11 protein-coding genes and 1 pseudogene are annotated in these 15,596 nt (G+C 67.1%); 5 read left to right on the forward strand and 7 right to left on the reverse strand.

Annotated elements, in window-relative coordinates; translation table 11 throughout:
* Both EO141_RS11820 and EO141_RS11825 read right to left on the reverse strand, forming a co-directional pair.
* Entirely contained in the window at positions 1 to 1,329 is a 1,329-nt protein-coding gene (locus tag EO141_RS11820; protein ID WP_127169289.1) for an LLM class flavin-dependent oxidoreductase, read from the reverse strand.
* A gap of 64 nt (positions 1,330 to 1,393) precedes the next feature.
* Positions 1,394 to 3,649, reverse strand: a complete 2,256-nt coding sequence (locus tag EO141_RS11825) for a TonB-dependent receptor (protein WP_241236658.1) — start codon at positions 3,647 to 3,649, stop codon at positions 1,394 to 1,396.
* A gap of 268 nt (positions 3,650 to 3,917) precedes the next feature.
* Between EO141_RS11825 and EO141_RS11830 the strand changes: the two genes are divergently transcribed.
* Both EO141_RS11830 and EO141_RS11835 read left to right on the forward strand, forming a co-directional pair.
* Positions 3,918 to 4,226, forward strand: coding sequence for a GIY-YIG nuclease family protein (locus EO141_RS11830; RefSeq protein ID WP_104650220.1), 309 nt, complete (start codon positions 3,918 to 3,920; stop codon positions 4,224 to 4,226).
* Between the two features lie 45 nt (positions 4,227 to 4,271).
* On the forward strand, positions 4,272 to 4,979 hold the full coding sequence (locus tag EO141_RS11835; RefSeq protein ID WP_127169290.1) for a glutathione S-transferase: 708 nt from the start codon (positions 4,272 to 4,274) through the stop codon (positions 4,977 to 4,979).
* 130 nt (positions 4,980 to 5,109) lie between these two features.
* Here the strand turns inward: EO141_RS11835 and EO141_RS11840 are convergent, their stop codons facing one another.
* Positions 5,110 to 5,925: a DUF3014 domain-containing protein gene (locus tag EO141_RS11840; protein WP_127169291.1), complete on the reverse strand. Its 816-nt coding sequence runs from the start codon at positions 5,923 to 5,925 to the stop codon at positions 5,110 to 5,112.
* A 1,399-nt stretch (positions 5,926 to 7,324) separates the two neighbouring features.
* Between EO141_RS11840 and EO141_RS21530 the strand changes: the two genes are divergently transcribed.
* Positions 7,325 to 7,618, forward strand: coding sequence for a hypothetical protein (locus tag EO141_RS21530; RefSeq protein WP_206514797.1), 294 nt, complete (start codon positions 7,325 to 7,327; stop codon positions 7,616 to 7,618).
* 27 nt (positions 7,619 to 7,645) lie between these two features.
* Here the strand turns inward: EO141_RS21530 and EO141_RS11860 are convergent.
* The 4 genes and pseudogenes from EO141_RS11860 to EO141_RS11875 all read right to left on the reverse strand — a co-directional run bounded on the left by EO141_RS11860 (position 7,646) and on the right by EO141_RS11875 (position 12,049).
* Positions 7,646 to 8,811: pseudogene (locus tag EO141_RS11860) on the reverse strand (lysozyme inhibitor LprI family protein).
* The gene (locus EO141_RS11865; RefSeq protein WP_127169293.1) at positions 8,811 to 10,412 is read right to left on the reverse strand and encodes a hypothetical protein; all 1,602 of its coding nucleotides are present in this window, start codon (positions 10,410 to 10,412) and stop codon (positions 8,811 to 8,813) included. The pseudogene EO141_RS11860 and the gene EO141_RS11865 overlap by 1 nt, the downstream one beginning before the upstream one ends.
* A 136-nt stretch (positions 10,413 to 10,548) precedes the next feature.
* The gene (locus tag EO141_RS11870; protein ID WP_241236659.1) at positions 10,549 to 11,421 is read right to left on the reverse strand and encodes a hypothetical protein; all 873 of its coding nucleotides are present in this window, start codon (positions 11,419 to 11,421) and stop codon (positions 10,549 to 10,551) included.
* 154 nt (positions 11,422 to 11,575) lie between these two features.
* The gene (locus EO141_RS11875) at positions 11,576 to 12,049 is read right to left on the reverse strand and encodes a DUF3574 domain-containing protein (protein WP_119131083.1); all 474 of its coding nucleotides are present in this window, start codon (positions 12,047 to 12,049) and stop codon (positions 11,576 to 11,578) included.
* Between the two features lie 227 nt (positions 12,050 to 12,276).
* Between EO141_RS11875 and EO141_RS11880 the strand changes: the two genes are divergently transcribed.
* Both EO141_RS11880 and otsB read left to right on the forward strand, forming a co-directional pair.
* Positions 12,277 to 14,712, forward strand: coding sequence for a TonB-dependent receptor (locus EO141_RS11880; protein ID WP_127169295.1), 2,436 nt, complete (start codon positions 12,277 to 12,279; stop codon positions 14,710 to 14,712).
* A gap of 113 nt (positions 14,713 to 14,825) precedes the next feature.
* Complete coding sequence (otsB, locus tag EO141_RS11885; RefSeq protein ID WP_119127608.1) at positions 14,826 to 15,584, forward strand: trehalose-phosphatase; 759 nt, start codon at positions 14,826 to 14,828, stop codon at positions 15,582 to 15,584.
* Positions 15,585 to 15,596 lie beyond the last annotated feature (12 nt).

The raw sequence follows: 15,596 nt of genomic DNA on the forward strand, positions 1-15,596 counted from the left end.
TCAGCGTGCGCTGAAGCGATTGACGGGACGTGCCAGCCCCAGATGATCGCGCAAGGTGCGCCCGGCATATTCACGCCGGAACAGTCCACGCCGCTGCAGCTCGGGCACCACGTGCGTGGCCACATCGGCCAGGCCGCCGGGCAGATGGGGTACCAGCACGTTGAAGCCGTCGGCGGCGCCCTGCTCGAACCAGGCCTGCAGCTCGTCGGCAATCTGCGTGGGCGTGCCGATCAGGCTGTAATGCCCGCGCCCGCCTGCGATGCGCCGGCCGAGCTGGGCAATGCTCAGTTGCTCCTGTCCGGCCAGCTCGGTGAACAACTGCTGGCGACTGCGTTGCCCGGTTTCGGTGAGCGGCAACTCCGGCAACGGGCCATCGGGCGGATAGCCGGACAGGTCGAAATTGCCCAGCATGCGCGACAGCAGCGCGATGCCGACCTCCGGCTCCACCAGCGCCTGGAACTGCTCGAACTTTTCCTGCGCCTCGGCCTGGCTCTGCCCGACCACGATGAACACACCCGGCATCACCTTCAACGCATCGCGCGAACGCCCGAACTGTTCCAGCCGCCCCTTGATGTCGGCATAGAACGCCTGCGCCTTGGCCAGCGACGATTGCGCGGTGAACACCACCTCGGCCGTTTCCGCCGCCAGCGCGCGCCCGGGCTCGGACGAGCCGGCCTGCACCAGCACCGGATGCCCCTGCGGCGCACGCGCGATGTTGAGCGGGCCGCGGACCTGGAAGTGCGCGCCGCGATGGTCCAGCACATGCAACCGCGCCGGATCGTAGTGCACGCCGGCGGCGGTATCTGCGATGAAGGCATCGTCGTCCCAGCTGTCCCACAGCCCCGCGACCACCTGCTGGAATTCGCGCGCCCGCGCATAGCGCTCGGCATGCACGTAATGCGCGTCGCGGTTGAAGTTCAATGCTTCGTCGGCGGCATCGGAAGTGACCATATTCCAGCCGGCACGCCCGCCGGACAGATGGTCCAGCGAGGCGAACTTGCGCGCCACGTGGTACGGCTCGTTGTAGCTGGTGGTCATGGTGGCAATCAGGCCGATGCGCTCGCTCACCACCGCCAGCGCACTGAGCAGCGTGAGCGGCTCGAACAGGCTGGAGCGCGCCATCCGCGATGCCACCGGCCCACCGGCCGCAGCCAGGCTGTCGGCGACGAACACCGCATCGAACCTGGCGGCCTCGGCGATGCGCACCATCTCACGGTAATGATCGAACACCAGCGGATCGGCACTGGCCTGCGGGTGCCGCCACGCGGCCACGTGATGGCCGGTGGCCATCAGGAACGCCCCGAGCGAGAGCTGTCGTGCGGCGCTCATCGCAGTCCACCGCGCGTCGCGCCTGCATGGCTCGGATCACTCTCGAAACACATCACAAACATCGTCAAAAATCCTTGTGCAATTGCAGCCCGACATAACGCTGGTCGTCACGCGGCACCAGCCGGTACACGTTGCCGGTGGCATTAGCCAATAGCGGCGCATACGCGCGGTCGCCGAGGTTGCGGCCGAGCACCGCCACCCGCCAGCCATGCGCATCGTCGGCCAGCGCGATGCTGGCGTTCCAGATCGCATACGGGCCCTGGACGGTTTGCGGAGTCTGGCTGAGGTCGTACTGCACGCTGTCCTGCCAGCTCACGTCGCCGTTGAATTCCAGCGCCAGGCTGCCGCGCAGCGGCACCCGATACCCGGCGCGCAGATTGCCCTTCCAGTCCGGCGAAAACGGCAGCGGCCTGCCGTCGACATTGCAGTTGGCCGCCGCGGCGGCAGGGCAGGCAAACCGCTGGATGCGCGCCTGCGTGTAGGCCAGCGAGCCGGCCAGGCTGAGCCGCTCGGTGGGCCGATACTCCAGGTCCAGCTCCAGGCCCTGCGTGCGCACCTGCCCGGCGTTGATCAGGCGCGTCACCACCTGCCCGGCCACGGTGTCGAAGAAGTTGGCCTGGTAGTTGGCGTACTCGGTATGGAACAGCGCCACGTTCGCACTGAGGCGATCGTCCAGTGCACGCGCCTTCAGGCCCAGTTCCCACGCGTTGGAGGTCTCCGGCTTCAGCGCCGACGTATCGCGCGGCTGCATGTTGAAGAACACGTTGTAGGCCGGGCCCTTGTAGCCGCGCGAATAGGTGAGGTAACCGGTGGTCTGCGCATCGACATCGTATTGCAGGCCGATGCGGCCGGACACGCCGTTTTCCGCGGTGCTGCCGCTGCTTGCGGTGGACGGCTGGATGCCGGTGACTGCGGTTGCCGAGCTGGACACGCGCTGATGCCGGTAGTCGAGCGTGTCGCGGGTGAAGCGCGCGCCCAATAGCGCACGCAGATCCGGGCGCCAATGCCAGGTGGCCTCGCCGAAGGCGGCATAGGTTTCCGCGCGGGTGGCGTAATCGGCCACGCCCACGTTGCTGGCGGTGGGCGTCGTCACCGTGCGGCGGTAGGTTTCGTCGTTGCGCGCATGCAGGTAATACAGCCCGGCGACCGCCTCCACCGCACGATCGCGCGGGGTCTGGATGCGCACTTCCTGCGAATACTGCGTGTAGCCCAGGTCACCACGGTCGTGCGAGGACGGAAACGCCGCGCTGCGTTGCGCGGTGCGATCGCCGTCCTGGAACTGGGTGTTGTCCCACTGCCGCCACGCGCTGATCGAGGTCAGCAGCGCATCGCCGAGCTGCTGGTCCAGCTGCAGCGAGGCGCCCTTGTTGATGTCGTCCAGCTGCGTGCGGTAATCGCTGTTGATCTGCCGGTTGTCGGCGCTGGCGACAACCGGTGCCAGCGCCGCGGCGAAGTCCGCACGCGTGCTGGCAACCACCACCCCGCTGGGCGCATCGCTGTGCGATTGCAGGTAATCGGCGAGCAGCGTCGCGTTCAAGCCGGGGTTCGGGGTCAGGTCCAGCCGCAACCGCGCGCCGGAGCGTCGGTAGCCGTTGACGGTCTGGCCGTCGGCCGCGTTGCGCACATTGCCGCCGTACTCGGCCCACAACGTCGACACGCTGGCCTTGAGCAGCTCCGGCACCAGCGTGCCGCCAACACTGGCACGCACGCGGTCTTCGTCGCCGCCACCGAAGTGCGAATAATCGACATAGCCGCCGAACAGTTCCGGCGCCGGCTTGCTGACGATATTGAGCACGCCGGCCGAGGCGTTCTTGCCGAACAAGGTGCCCTGTGGCCCGCGCAGGACTTCGATGCGCTCGACATCGAGCAGGTCCAGCGTGGCCTGGCCCGGACGCCCCAGCACCACCCCGTCGATCACCGTGGCCACGCTGGGCTCGACGCCCGGCGAGGTGGAAATGGTGCCCACGCCACGCAGGAACAACGAGGTGTCCTTGTTGGAGGCGCCCGTGCGGAAGGTCAGGCTGGGCACCAGGGCCGGCAGGTCGGCCACGCTGTTGCGGTTTTCGCGCTCAAGCGTCTCGCCCTGGACCACCGATACCGCCACCGGCACCTGCTGCAGGGTGGTTTCGCGGCGCGTGGCGGTCACGGTGACCGCACCCAGTGTCTGCGCGGCGCGCTCCGGCGTCGCGGCAGCCTCGCCCACCTCATTGGCCAGCACCGGCGTAACTACCCACGCCAGACTCCACGCCAACACCTGCGGCCTGGCCAACCATCTCGAAGCAGCGAGGATCCTTGCAGGGGTCCGGTGTCGCGCGGGCATGTACGTCCTTTCGTGGCGTCGGCTGTCTTGCAGCAGCGTGGGGAACTGCGAGTCGGCGAGCGTTGTGCATGCACGGCGACCCTTGCGCAGCGCAAGCCAAAACGGCGCTGCAACGCAGTAGCGCATGCTGTTTGCAGCTGGCTCAAGCGTCAAATAACCAATGTTCAGATGGTTATTCACTCACGCGTCGCAGCGTGCCGGTCATCCATGCCCGGCGCGCGCCAAGACCCTCGCTGCACGACACCCGGCCAATGGCGATAATGGGCACATGGATGCACCCAAGCCCTGGCACCTCTACCTGCTGCTGTGCCGCAACGGCAGTTATTACGCCGGCATCACCAATGATCTGGAGCGGCGCTTTCAGGCACACCTGCGTGGCACCGGCGCGCGCTATACACGTGCACATCCGCCGCTGGAACTGCTTGCCAGCCATCCATATGCGGACCGCGCCGCCGCCTCGCGCGCGGAGTGGCAGCTCAAGCAACAGCCGCGCGCGCGCAAGCTGGCCTGGCTGCTGGCACAACCGCACGGCGGCACCGAGTCACAGCCCGCTGACGCCTCGATCACGCCCGCCTAGCCGCGCGGTTTCTATGGTGTAGCGCTGTCAATCGCGGAGCAGCACATGCACTACCAGCTCTACTACTGGACCGGCCTGCAAGGCCGCGGCGAATTCGTCCGCCTTGCACTGGAAGATGCCGGTGCCGACTACACCGACGTGGCGCGCGTGGAAGGCGATGAGGTGATGAATGCCTTTCTGGAAGGCAACCAGGCCGGCGCGCAGCCGTTTGCGCCGCCCTTCCTCAAGGCTGGCGATACGGTGGTTGCGCAGGTCGCGGCCATCCTGCATGTCATCGGGCCACAACTGCAGCTGGTACCCGACTCTGACGCGCAGCGCATCCAGGCATTGCAGTTGCAGCTGACCATCGCCGACCTGGTGGCCGAGGTGCACGACAGCCATCATCCGATCGCCACCGGCCTGTACTACGAAGATCAGAAAGCCGAGGCGGCCAAGCGCGCCAAGGACCTGCGCGACAACCGCCTGCCCAAGTTCCTGGGCTATTTCGAGCAGGTGCTGCAACAGGCCGGCGGCACCCATGTGCTGGGCACGCACTCGTACGTGGACCTGTCGCTGTTCCAGTTGGTCAGCGGATTGGAGTACATGTTCCCCAAGCGCATGAAGACACTATCGGCCGATCTTCCCGGCCTGAAGGCCTTGCAGCAACGCGTGGCCGAGCGCCCGCGCATCGAGGCCTATCTCGCATCCGAACGACGCGTGGCGTTCAATACCAACGGCATCTTCCGCCACTATCCGGAACTGGATGCGGCGTAAGCAGTGGCGGCACGTGGCGTAGCGCGTGCCGCCCATCTGCGTTGCTTCATGCCGGAATGCCGCGCGAAGCTGCAACCATGCATGCAAGGCCGCACCGGGCGGCCTTATCCTCGCGCCACCACACGCCGCTTCAACGACCCTGCAGCAACGCCGTGCGGATCCGCTGCAACTGCGCCTTCACGGCAGCCGCCTGCGCCGGCCCCAGCCGCAGCAGCGCCTTTTGACCGACCGACAGCGACTCCAACGCCGGATCGACAAACCGATAACGGCCACGCTCGTCGCGTTGCACCCTGATCGGCTGTGCCGGGTCGGGCGTGCGCAGCAAACGATCGATCACGTCGATCACGCGATCGTTGAAGTAACGGTCCGGCGCGCCCAGGTCGGCATACGCCTGCTGCAACAACGGATAGAAACGTACATAACTGCGCACCAGCGCCTGCGCATCCACCTGGGTGAAAGCCGCAACGTACGGCGCATAACGCGCCGCATTGGCCTGGTCGACCACTACACTTCCGGCGGCATCGGACACCGCAAATTCACCTGCCACCGGTTGCAGCACCGAGGCGCGACGGCTGATGCTGGGCTGGGTGAGATTGTCGATCATCACCACAACCCGTTCGATCAAGTGCTTGCGCAACACGATCGACAATGCACCGTCGTCCTGCACCAACGCCAGCAAGGCCTCCCACGCTGCCGCATCGCTTTGACCCAGCGCAGGGATCGCCGCGTCGGCGGCATCGGCCGAGGGCTGCTGCACCGGATGGCGCGGCCCCGCCGGCGCCGGCGGCGACGGGGTCACCGCCGCTGCCACGGCGCTGGCGGTCTGGCTGATCGGCGCTGGCAAGGCGCCCGGCGCAGTGGGTGACCCGCTGAACAGCCACCAGGCAGCGCCGGCCACCACCGGCACTGCCAGCAGCCACGGCCAACGCGAAGACTTGGATTGCATCATGGAACTCCTTACATCGACACCATCCAGGGTGTGACCATGCCAGATCGCGGTGGTTCCATCGATGTGCAGCGATGCTGCAATCAAGCACTGAATCGAGAGCGCGGCGCCCTCACCGCTTGCGGGATACGCCATGAATCCGTCCCTGGCGGTGGGGGCTCGGTGGCGGCATCCATGCCGCCACACGGTCCCGCAACCGGCAAGGACACCGCACCAGACAGTTGGTCGGTACTCATCTGAAAAGCCGTCTGTCGTGCGGCGCGCATCGGACGTGGAGCCGACGCTTCATGATCGAACAAGAAGCCTCCAGCACTGCTCTTCCATGCACACCGACCCTCTCGACTGGTCCTTGCTCGCTCACCGTCGCGGGACCCTGAGCGGCATGGATGCCGCGCCGGAGCCTACAAGGACGTACTTGCGGCGTGTCCCGCGATGGTGGGCGGGCAAGGGCCCTGCAACCAAGCGCCAGATCGACCGCTCTGCCGCTGATCCATCCGCACTTTCCAAGCCCAGCCACACAACCCAGAAAGCAGTCGAGACCGGGAACAGCGTGGTTGTTCAGCCGCGATCGGATGCTTGAATCAAAAGCTCAGTGAATCGAAGGCGCGGTGCCCTCACCGCTTGCGGGACACGCCGTGAACCCGTCCCTGGGGGCTCGGTGGCGGCATCCATGCCGCCACACGGTCCCGCAACCGGCAAGGACACCGCACCAGACAGTTGGTCGGCGCTCATCTGAAAGCTGTCTCTCGTGCGGTGTGCATCAGACGTGGAGCCGATGCTTCACGATTGAACAAGGCGCACCCAGCACCTGCTCTTACTTTGCGTACCGACCATCTCGACTGGTCCTTGCCCGCTCACCGTCGCGGGACCCTGAGCGGCATGGATGCCGCGCCGGAGCCTACATGGACGTACTTGCGGCGTGTCCCGCGATGGTGGGCGGGCAAGGGCCCTGCAACCAAGCGCCAGATCGGCCGCTCTGCCGCTGATCCATCCGCACTTTCCAAGCCCAACCACCCAACCCAGAAAGCAGTCGAGACCGGGAACAGCGTGGTTGTTCAGCCGCGATCGGATGCTTGAATCAAAAGCTCAGTGAATCGAGGGCGCGGTGCCCTCACCGCTTGCGGGACACGCCGTGAACCCATCCCTGGGGGCTCGGTGGCGGCATCCATGCCGCCACACGGTCCCGCAACCGGCAAGGACACCGCACCAGACAGTTGGTCGGCGCTCATCTGAAAAGCCGTCTGTCGTACGGTGCGCATCAGACGTGGAGCCGATGCTTCACGATTGAACAAGGCGCACCCAGCACTGCTCTTACTTTGCGTACCGACCATCTCAACTGGTCCTTGCCCGCTCACCGTCGCGGGACCCTGAGCGGCATGGATGCCGCGCCGGAGCCTACATGGACGTACTTGCGGCGTGTCCCGCGATGGTGGGCGGGCAAGGGCCCGCAGCAAAGCCGCAGATCGCATGCTTTGGCTTTGGCTTTGGCTTCGGCTTCGGCTTCGGCTTCGGCTTTGGCTTCGGCTTCGGCTTTGGCTTCGGCTTCGGCTTCGGCTTTGGCTTCGGCTTCGGCTTCGGCTTTGGCTTTGGCTTTGGCTTTGGCGTTAGCTTTGGCTCTGGCTCATTCACATCGCCTGGTCTAGGCCCAGGACGACCGGCGTTGCCGCATCAAGCGACGCCACCGCCCGCCTGAAATCCGCGAGCAGGCTTGCCACCGCTCTCAACCTGCGAAATCCAGCCGCGCATTCACCCAGGCCGCCACGATCGCGGCGGCCGCCTGCTCGGCCTGTTTCGCAGGCAGGCGCTTCTCGCGCACCAGCCATGCGGCAGTGTCGGCGCGTACCTTCGGCAGCAACGCGCGCACGGCCTTGCGCTGTGCCGCCGGCCAATCGCTGTCTTCCCCGGTCCAGGCGGCAATCGCCTTGTCCGGATCGTCGCCGTAGCGCTTGCGCAATGCCGGGGTCAGGTACAGCAACGGCGACACCGACGCGCGTAGCGCGATGATTTTCCACTCCGCGTAACTGGCGTAGCGAATGGTGCCTGCATCCTTGCCCAGGGCCTGGATCAACCCGTCGAAACCGGCATCCAGCTGCTTCCAGCTGGCCAATGCAAACAGGCCGCCCGGCGGCTCGCAGATGGGCGCGAACCCGTCGCGGGTGGAGCCATACAGCGAGCCGAACGCCTCATATGCTGGCTCCCCCACTGTGGCGAAGATGAAGCAATGCACGTACGGGCGCTGATCGCGGTCGTCGCGCTCGATCCACATCCGCAACAACGTCAGGATACGTTCCTGCGGCTGCATGGCAGGTACGCCCTCCACGTCGTCGAGCAGGGATGCGGCGAAGTCGTCGACCTTGCGCAGCGCCTTGCGTGCGCTTTCAAACCGCGCATCCGCCAGCGCCGCATCCACGCCCGCAGCAGGAACGAACTGATGCAGATAGGCCAGCCACGCCGAGGCCAGCGGCGTGTCGTAGCCCTGCAACTGGCGCGCGGCGTCGGCAGGCGCGGCAGGAATCGCGGCGATGATGCGGTCCAGTGCCTGCTGCTGCGCAGTGAGCGCCTTGGCCAACGCATCGGCCCTGGCCTTCAATGTGCGTTGCAGGCAGCCGTCCAGCCTGGCGTCCTGCGCGCAGGCATTGCGCTGCGCAACCAGGCGCGCTGCTGATCGCGCACGCCAGCGACCGCGTGCCGCGGCGTGGTGTCCACCAGCGCCCGATAGGACGCGTCCAGCTGATCGTCCAGCGTGCCCAGCGCCGGCACCGCGCACAGCCGTTTTTCGACCGCGGTACCTGCCTGCTTGCAATCGAACGACGTCGCCCAGGCGCCGCCGGTGCCAAGCAACAGGGCGCCACCGATGAGCACGCGCAATACACCTGAGCGGGACATCATTGCACCGTGTCCTTGCGTGCAGGCAACAACGAGAGCAGCAGCAGGGTCACCGCCAGCGCGACATAGGCACCGACGAACTGCCAGCTGATCGCGCGCGCCAGGCCTTGCAGCGACCATGGCAGATAGATGCCGCCGCGCGGGTCCACCGAATGGATCAGGCCGAACAGCGTCAGCCCGGCGGCCACCAGCAGGAAGACCGCGCCGCGACGCAGCCGGCCATCGATCATCGCCACCACCGTGGCGATCCACAGCATTGCGGTGATGATGAAGCCGTTACCCAGCGCGAAGATCACCGCCAGCTCCGGCAGGCCGTGCCCATCGAGCTTGGTGGTGAGTGCGACCAGCTGCTCCGGCGGGATCCAGCCCGGCGCCTTGATGGTCAGCAGGTACGCCACCGACGGCAGAAAGCCCAGCACCATCGCGCCGGCATGTTGCCTGGGCGTGGCCTGGAACGCCTGCGTGGTGATGTCGATCGACACGTACACGATGATCGGTGCCAGCACCGCCAGCGGCAGCCACTGCACCAACCCGGAGATCACGCCGAGCATGCCGCCGATGCCGACGAACAGGCCGGTCAGCAGCGTGTAACCGGAGCGCGCGCCCATGTGCTTGTAGGCCGGCTGGCCGATGTACGGCGTGGTCTGCGCCACCCCGCCGCAGACGCCGGCGACCAGCGTCGCCAAGGCTTCCACCAGCAGGATGTCGCGGGTGCGGTAGTCATCGCCCGCCGCGCGTGCGCTCTCGCTGACATTGATGCCGCCCACCACCATCAACAAGCCGAATGGCAGCAGCAACGGCAGGTATGCCACCGTGGCCGGCAGGCCGTCGATGAAGCCCAGGTTCGGCAGCGGCAACACGATCGTCGGCGGCGTGAACGCAGGCACGGCAAAGCCCGGCGCCCCCAGGCCGGCCAGGCCCAGGCCGTAATACAACGCAGTGCCGATCACGAACGCCACCAGCACGCCGGGCAACGTGGTCGGCAGCCGCCCCTTGGCCAGCAGCACGTACAGCAACAGGCCCAGGGTGACGAAGCCGGCCACCGGCGAGCGCAGGGTTTCCAGCAGCGGCAACAGGCCCATCAGCACCAGCGCGATGCCGGCGATCGAACCGAGCAAGGCCGCACGCGGCAGCGCGCGCGTGACCGCCTCGCCGACGAACGACAGCACCAGCTTGAGCAGGCCCATCACCACCAGCGAAGCCATGCCGAGTTTCCAGGTGGCGATGGCGGCCGCCTGCGGGTCCAGCCCCTGCGCCTTGAAGCCGACGAACGCCGGGCCCAGCACCAACAGCGCCATGCCGATGCTGGTCGGCGCATCCAGGCCCAGCGGCATCGCGGTGACGTCGTCGCGCCCGCTGCGTGCGGCCAGCCGCCGCGCCATCAAGGTGTAGAGCAGGTTGCCCACCAGCACGCCGAACGCGGTGCCGGGAAACATGCGCCCGAACACTACTTCTGCCGGGAACTGGAACATCCCGACCAGTGCCATCGCAATGAAACCGAGGATGGAGAGATTGTCGACGACCAGGCCGAAGAAGCCATTGAGGTCGCCGGCGACGAACCAGCGCGGCGATGCCGCAGTACGCGAGGAAGGGGCCGACATGGGAGCCAGGAAGCGTGGGGATCGGCCGATGGTAGCCGCTGCTCATCACGCGCGACAGCGCCGCGGTGAATCAGAGCGTGTCGCCGCGATTGCGCCGGTCTGTTCCATGCCAGGCGGCTGCGTGGCAGCAACGGCCCTACTTCATCGCCGCAGCAACCTCGATCCAGCCGACGATGTCGCCACGGTTGGCGCTGCGATAGCGCACCTGCACGCGCGTGGCGTCGGCGCTGACATCCAGCGCATCGGCCTGATCGCCCTGCACCAGGTAGCGCTTGGCGCTGGTCGCCGAAGGTGTGGCGTACAGCGGCAGACGCGCCACCTGCACGTGGAACTGCACCGGCATCGGCGTGTCCAGCGTGGTACCGATCGCGCTGGACACCCGCACCCCACGCGCGTCGTAGCGCGGCCATACCGACAGCGGCATGCCATCGTCGCTGCCCGGATCCAGCAAGGTCTGGATCTGCGGCGAAGCGATCGGCTGCTGCGTCGTGGCCACATACAGCCGCCCATCGGCCGCGTAGCGATACACGTCGGCGTACCACATCGGCCCGCTGCGGCAGGAACTGGTCACGCTGCGGTCCGACTTGTCGAGCGTCAGGTTGAAGAAGCCTTCGCACTGCACCGCCGGGCGCGTGGGCGGGGTCAGCACACGAAACCGGCGTTGTGCCGGATCGAACACGAACACCAGCACCGCCTCGTTGACCTGGCCGAGCATCGCCGACACCGCCAGGTCCGGGTGTCCGTCGAAGTTGTAGTCGTCGCTGTCCACGCCGGCGCCGCCTTCGCCGTCGTCCACATTCGCGTCGAGCCATTGCTCCTTGCCGCCCGGGGCGAACACCACATGCAGGCGTTCGCCGACCAGCGTGGCGGTGGCATGCGTGTGCGCATCGATCGTCACCTGCACGCTGGTGTCGCGTGCCATCGCCGCGAACGACAGGCCGGCTAGCGCCGTCGACAGCCACACGCCGGCCGCGCGCACACGCAGCCGGCGCAGATCCTCAAGGCGCATGGCCACCCGGTCTGGCAGCTCACCCAGCACGAACCTGCCCGCTGAAAAGACACGGGTGCAACGCGTCATTGCACCGCACGCGCAGCATTCGCCGGTGCCGCTGCCCACGCCGCGGTCGCACCGCAGGTACGGCGGCCGCGCCAAGCGGCACCACTCAGAACGACACCTCCACCGCCTGCCGCGACCACAGCACCGACTGGTGCCCGGTGGCCTGCTTCCAGGCCAGGCGGATCGCCTCGATGTCGTTGCGCCGCTGCGGGGTGTCCTCGTGCAGGATCACCAGCACCTTGGTGCCCAGCCGGTTCGGCTCCTTGGCACCGCGAAACAGCCACTGGCCGTAGGCATCGAACACGGTCAGCCCGTCCGGGAAGCGCGGGGTCACTTCCTTGTCCAGGAACGCGCGCCATTGCGTGTCGTCGATGGTGCGGGTCTGCGGGCGATCGGCCGGGCCGGTCTCCTGGCCCACACCGAAGTACAGCTCGCTGCGCACCCAACCGTGCGCCGTCGCCGGCCGCGCCGCATCGCCTTGCAGGCTGGCAGTGGTCGAGCCCGGCGCGCCGCCGGGAGTGGTGGCGCAGGCGGACAGCGCCAGCGTGGCGGCAAGCAGGCAGGACGGCAACAACTTCATCGACTTCTCCACAACGGGTACGGTTACGACGGATCGGGGGCAGGCTCATGCAGGGCCGGCATCAGCTGATGCCGGCGTGCGCGCACTGTGCCATCTCGCACGCGCCTGAACAACGCGATAATATCTCTCTATCCGGATGAATGTGGACGATCCGAACCCCTTTGCGCCCTGCCCGGCCGGATGCCGACCGCGCGGCGCGTTCGCAGTTGCTGTTGCAGGAGAGAGACATGACCCGCCCCACCCTTTCGGCCATCGGCCTGGCCGTCGCCGCCGCGTTGAGCGCCAATGCACAGGCCCAGCAGGCCGCCCCCGGCGCCACCACGCTGGACACCGTGATCGTCACCGGCACCCGCGCCAGCGACCGCACCGTGCTGGAATCGACCGTCCCGGTGGACGTGCTCACGGCCGAGGACATCCGCAAGGCCGGCGTGGTCAATGGCGAGCTCGGTAGCGCGCTGCAGGCATTGCTGCCCTCGTTCAACTTCCCGCGCCAGTCCAACTCCGGCGGCGCCGACCATATCCGCGCCGCGCAGCTGCGCGGCCTCTCGCCCGACCAGGTGCTGGTGCTGGTCAACGGCAAGCGCCGGCATACCTCGGCGCTGGTCAATACCGACAGCAAGATCGGCAAGGGCACCACGCCGGTGGATTTCAATTCCATCCCGATCAATGCGATCAAGCGCATCGAAGTGCTGCGCGACGGTGCCGGCGCGCAATACGGCTCTGACGCCATCGCCGGCGTCATCAACGTGATCCTGGACGACAACCCCGAGCGCGGCGAGCTGGAAGCCAGCTTCGGCGCCTACAACACCGATGTGGAGCCGATCAATCGCCGCGTCACCGACGGCCAGACCAGCTATGCCAGCGCCAAGGTCGGCACGCTGCTCGGCGATGACGGCGGCTTCTTCAAGGTCGGCCTGGAGCTGAAGAATCGCGAAGCGACCAATCGGGCCGGCTTCGACCAGATTCCATTGTTCGAGGAGCAGACCCCGGCCAACCTGGCCCTGGCGGGCCGGCGCAACTACGTGCTCGGCGATGGCGCCACCAAGGGCCTGAATGCCTGGCTCAACACCAAGGTCCCCTTCAGCGCCAACGGCGAGTTCTACGCCTTCGGCACCTACAACCAGCGCGACACCGAAGGCGCCAATTACTTCCGTTACCCGGATGGCAGCGCCAACTGGCGTGAGATCTACCCCAACGGCTACCGCCCGATTTCCGAAGGCGAGAATCGCGATCTGCAGATCGTCGCCGGCGCCCGTGGGCAGCTCGGCGACTGGGACTACGACGCCAGCGTCAACTACGGCCGCAACGACTTCACCTACCGACTGCGCAATTCGCTCAACGCCTCGCTCGGCCCCGGCAGCACCACGCGCTTCAAGACCGGCGACTTCGCCTTTGCGCAGACCGTGGCCAACCTGGATCTGACCCGGGTGTTCGATGCGGCCGGCGCCACCCATACCTTCGGCACCGGCGCCGAGTTCCGCCGCGAGCAATACCGCACCCATGCCGGCGACCCGGCCAGCTATGCGGCCGGCCCGTTCACCGATCGCCCCACCGGCTCGCAGGCCGGCGGCGGCCTGAGCCCGCAGGACGAGGCCGACCTGTCGCGCAACGTGGCCAGCGCCTATGCCAACGTGTCCAGCCAGTTCGGCGACAAGTTCTCCACCGACCTGGCCGGCCGCTACGAGCATTACCAGGATTTCGGCAGCCAATGGACCGGCAAGCTGGCCGCACGGTATGCGTTCGCCCCGGCATTCGCGCTGCGCGGGGCGGTCTCCAACAACGTGCGTGCACCCTCGCTCAGCCAGATCGGCTACGAAGCCACGTCCACCGGTTATGACGCGGCCGGTCGCCTGACCCAGGGCCGCCTGCTGTCGGTCTACAACCCGATCGCCCGCGCGCTCGGCGCCACCGACCTGAAGCCGGAAAAATCGCTCAACTACAGCCTGGGCTTCACCAGCCAGCTGGGCGATCATTTCGACCTGTCGCTGGACTTCTTCCAGATAGACATCGACGACCGCATCGCGCTGTCCGAAGACATCACCGGCACCGCGCTGACGGACTTCGTGCAGCAGAACTTCGGCGTCAGCGGTGTGCAGAGCGCCAGCTACTTCCTCAACGCCGCCGACACCCGCACCCGCGGCGCCGAGCTGGTCGGCAACTGGCGCCAGTACGCCTTCGGCGGCGACCTGCTGCTGACCGGTACCTACAGCTACGCCAAGACCGAGTTGAAGAACGTCATCGGCACCCCGGCGCAGCTGCTCGCGCTGGACCCGGACTACGTGCTGTTCGGCATCGAAGAGAGCAACACGCTCACCGATGCGGCGCCGCGCACACGCGCCGCGCTGGCCGCCAACTGGAACAACGAGCACTGGAACCTGCAGACCCGCGTCAACCGCTACGGCAGTGCGACGCGCGTGTTCGACTTCGGCGGCGGCTTCGTGCCACGCCAGACCTACGGCGCGGAATGGCAGCTGGACCTGGAAGCCGAGTACCACCTGGGCACGCAATGGACGCTGGCGATCGGTGGCCAGAACATCCTCGACAACTATTCGGACCGTTCCATCGACGACATCGCCTACTTCGGCAACCTGCCCTACGACGTGCTCTCGCCGATCGGCAGCAATGGCGCGTACTGGTATGGGCGGGTGCGCTACACCTTCTGACGCCGGGATTGGGGGATTGGCAAGGGCGACTAGGCGCCAATCCCCACTCCCGAATCCCCAATCCCCGCTGTTGCATAACCTGAATATCACATCGCTTTGCGCACACTAGCGCGATGGCAGACGTGCACTCCCCCCTTCCGTCGCCGCCATTGCTGGACGATGCCTGTGCATTGTTTCTGGACGTGGACGGTACCCTCATCGACTTTGCCGACAGCCCCGAGGCTGTGCGGCTCCTGCCCGAGGTCCGCGCGGCCATCGGCCAGCTGAGCGAGCGCCTGCATGGCGCAGTGGCACTGGTCAGCGGACGACCGCTGTCGCAGCTCGACGCCTTGTTCGCGCCGTTGCTGCTCCCGGCCGCCGGCCTGCACGGGCACGAACTTCGCAGCGACATCGCTGCGCGCGCGGCAATGCCGCAGGACACCTCCGAGTGGCTGCATGGCCTGCACCAACGCGCCGCCGCACTCACGCACCGGCACCCTGGTGTGCTGGTCGAAGACAAGGGCGTCAGCGTCGCGCTGCACTGGCGCGCGCAACCGCTCGCCGGCCCCGAGGTGCTCGCCTTCGCGCAGCAGGAAATCGCCCAGCTTTCCGGCTATCGCCTGCAACCGGGCGACCACGTGGTCGAATTCGTGCCCGAAGGCAGCAACAAGGGCCTGGCGGTCGAACAGCTGATGCAGCACGGCGCATTCGCCGGCCGCACGCCGGTGTTCGTCGGCGATGACCTCACCGACGAATTCGGCTTCGAAGCGGCCAATCGTCTCGGCGGCTGGAGCGTGCTGGTCGGCGATCGCGCCCAGACCAGCGCGCGCTTCCGCGTCGACGGTACCGCCGACGTGCATGCGTGGCTGCAACGCAACGCGCGCCAGGCCTGAGCACGGCGCGCT

This window comes from Xanthomonas sp. BRIP62415, assembly GCF_003993515.1.
Classification (GTDB): Bacteria; Pseudomonadota; Gammaproteobacteria; order Xanthomonadales; family Xanthomonadaceae; genus Xanthomonas; species Xanthomonas euroxanthea.

Excerpts from the sequence above, each read along its gene's own strand:
- EO141_RS11820 (WP_127169289.1), bottom strand. The coding sequence starts at position 1,329 with ATGAGCGCCGCACGACAGCTCTCGCTCGGGGCGTTCCTGATGGCCACC.
- otsB (WP_119127608.1), top strand. The coding sequence starts at position 14,826 with ATGGCAGACGTGCACTCCCCCCTTCCGTCGCCGCCATTGCTGGACGAT.
- EO141_RS11875 (WP_119131083.1), bottom strand. The coding sequence starts at position 12,049 with ATGAAGTTGTTGCCGTCCTGCCTGCTTGCCGCCACGCTGGCGCTGTCC.
- EO141_RS11835 (WP_127169290.1), top strand. The coding sequence starts at position 4,272 with ATGCACTACCAGCTCTACTACTGGACCGGCCTGCAAGGCCGCGGCGAA.
- EO141_RS11865 (WP_127169293.1), bottom strand. The coding sequence starts at position 10,412 with ATGTCGGCCCCTTCCTCGCGTACTGCGGCATCGCCGCGCTGGTTCGTC.
- EO141_RS11870 (WP_241236659.1), bottom strand. The coding sequence starts at position 11,421 with ATGCGCCTTGAGGATCTGCGCCGGCTGCGTGTGCGCGCGGCCGGCGTG.
- EO141_RS11830 (WP_104650220.1), top strand. The coding sequence starts at position 3,918 with ATGGATGCACCCAAGCCCTGGCACCTCTACCTGCTGCTGTGCCGCAAC.
- EO141_RS11880 (WP_127169295.1), top strand. The coding sequence starts at position 12,277 with ATGACCCGCCCCACCCTTTCGGCCATCGGCCTGGCCGTCGCCGCCGCG.
- EO141_RS21530 (WP_206514797.1), top strand. The coding sequence starts at position 7,325 with ATGGACGTACTTGCGGCGTGTCCCGCGATGGTGGGCGGGCAAGGGCCC.
- EO141_RS11840 (WP_127169291.1), bottom strand. The coding sequence starts at position 5,925 with ATGCAATCCAAGTCTTCGCGTTGGCCGTGGCTGCTGGCAGTGCCGGTG.
- EO141_RS11825 (WP_241236658.1), bottom strand. The coding sequence starts at position 3,649 with ATGCCCGCGCGACACCGGACCCCTGCAAGGATCCTCGCTGCTTCGAGA.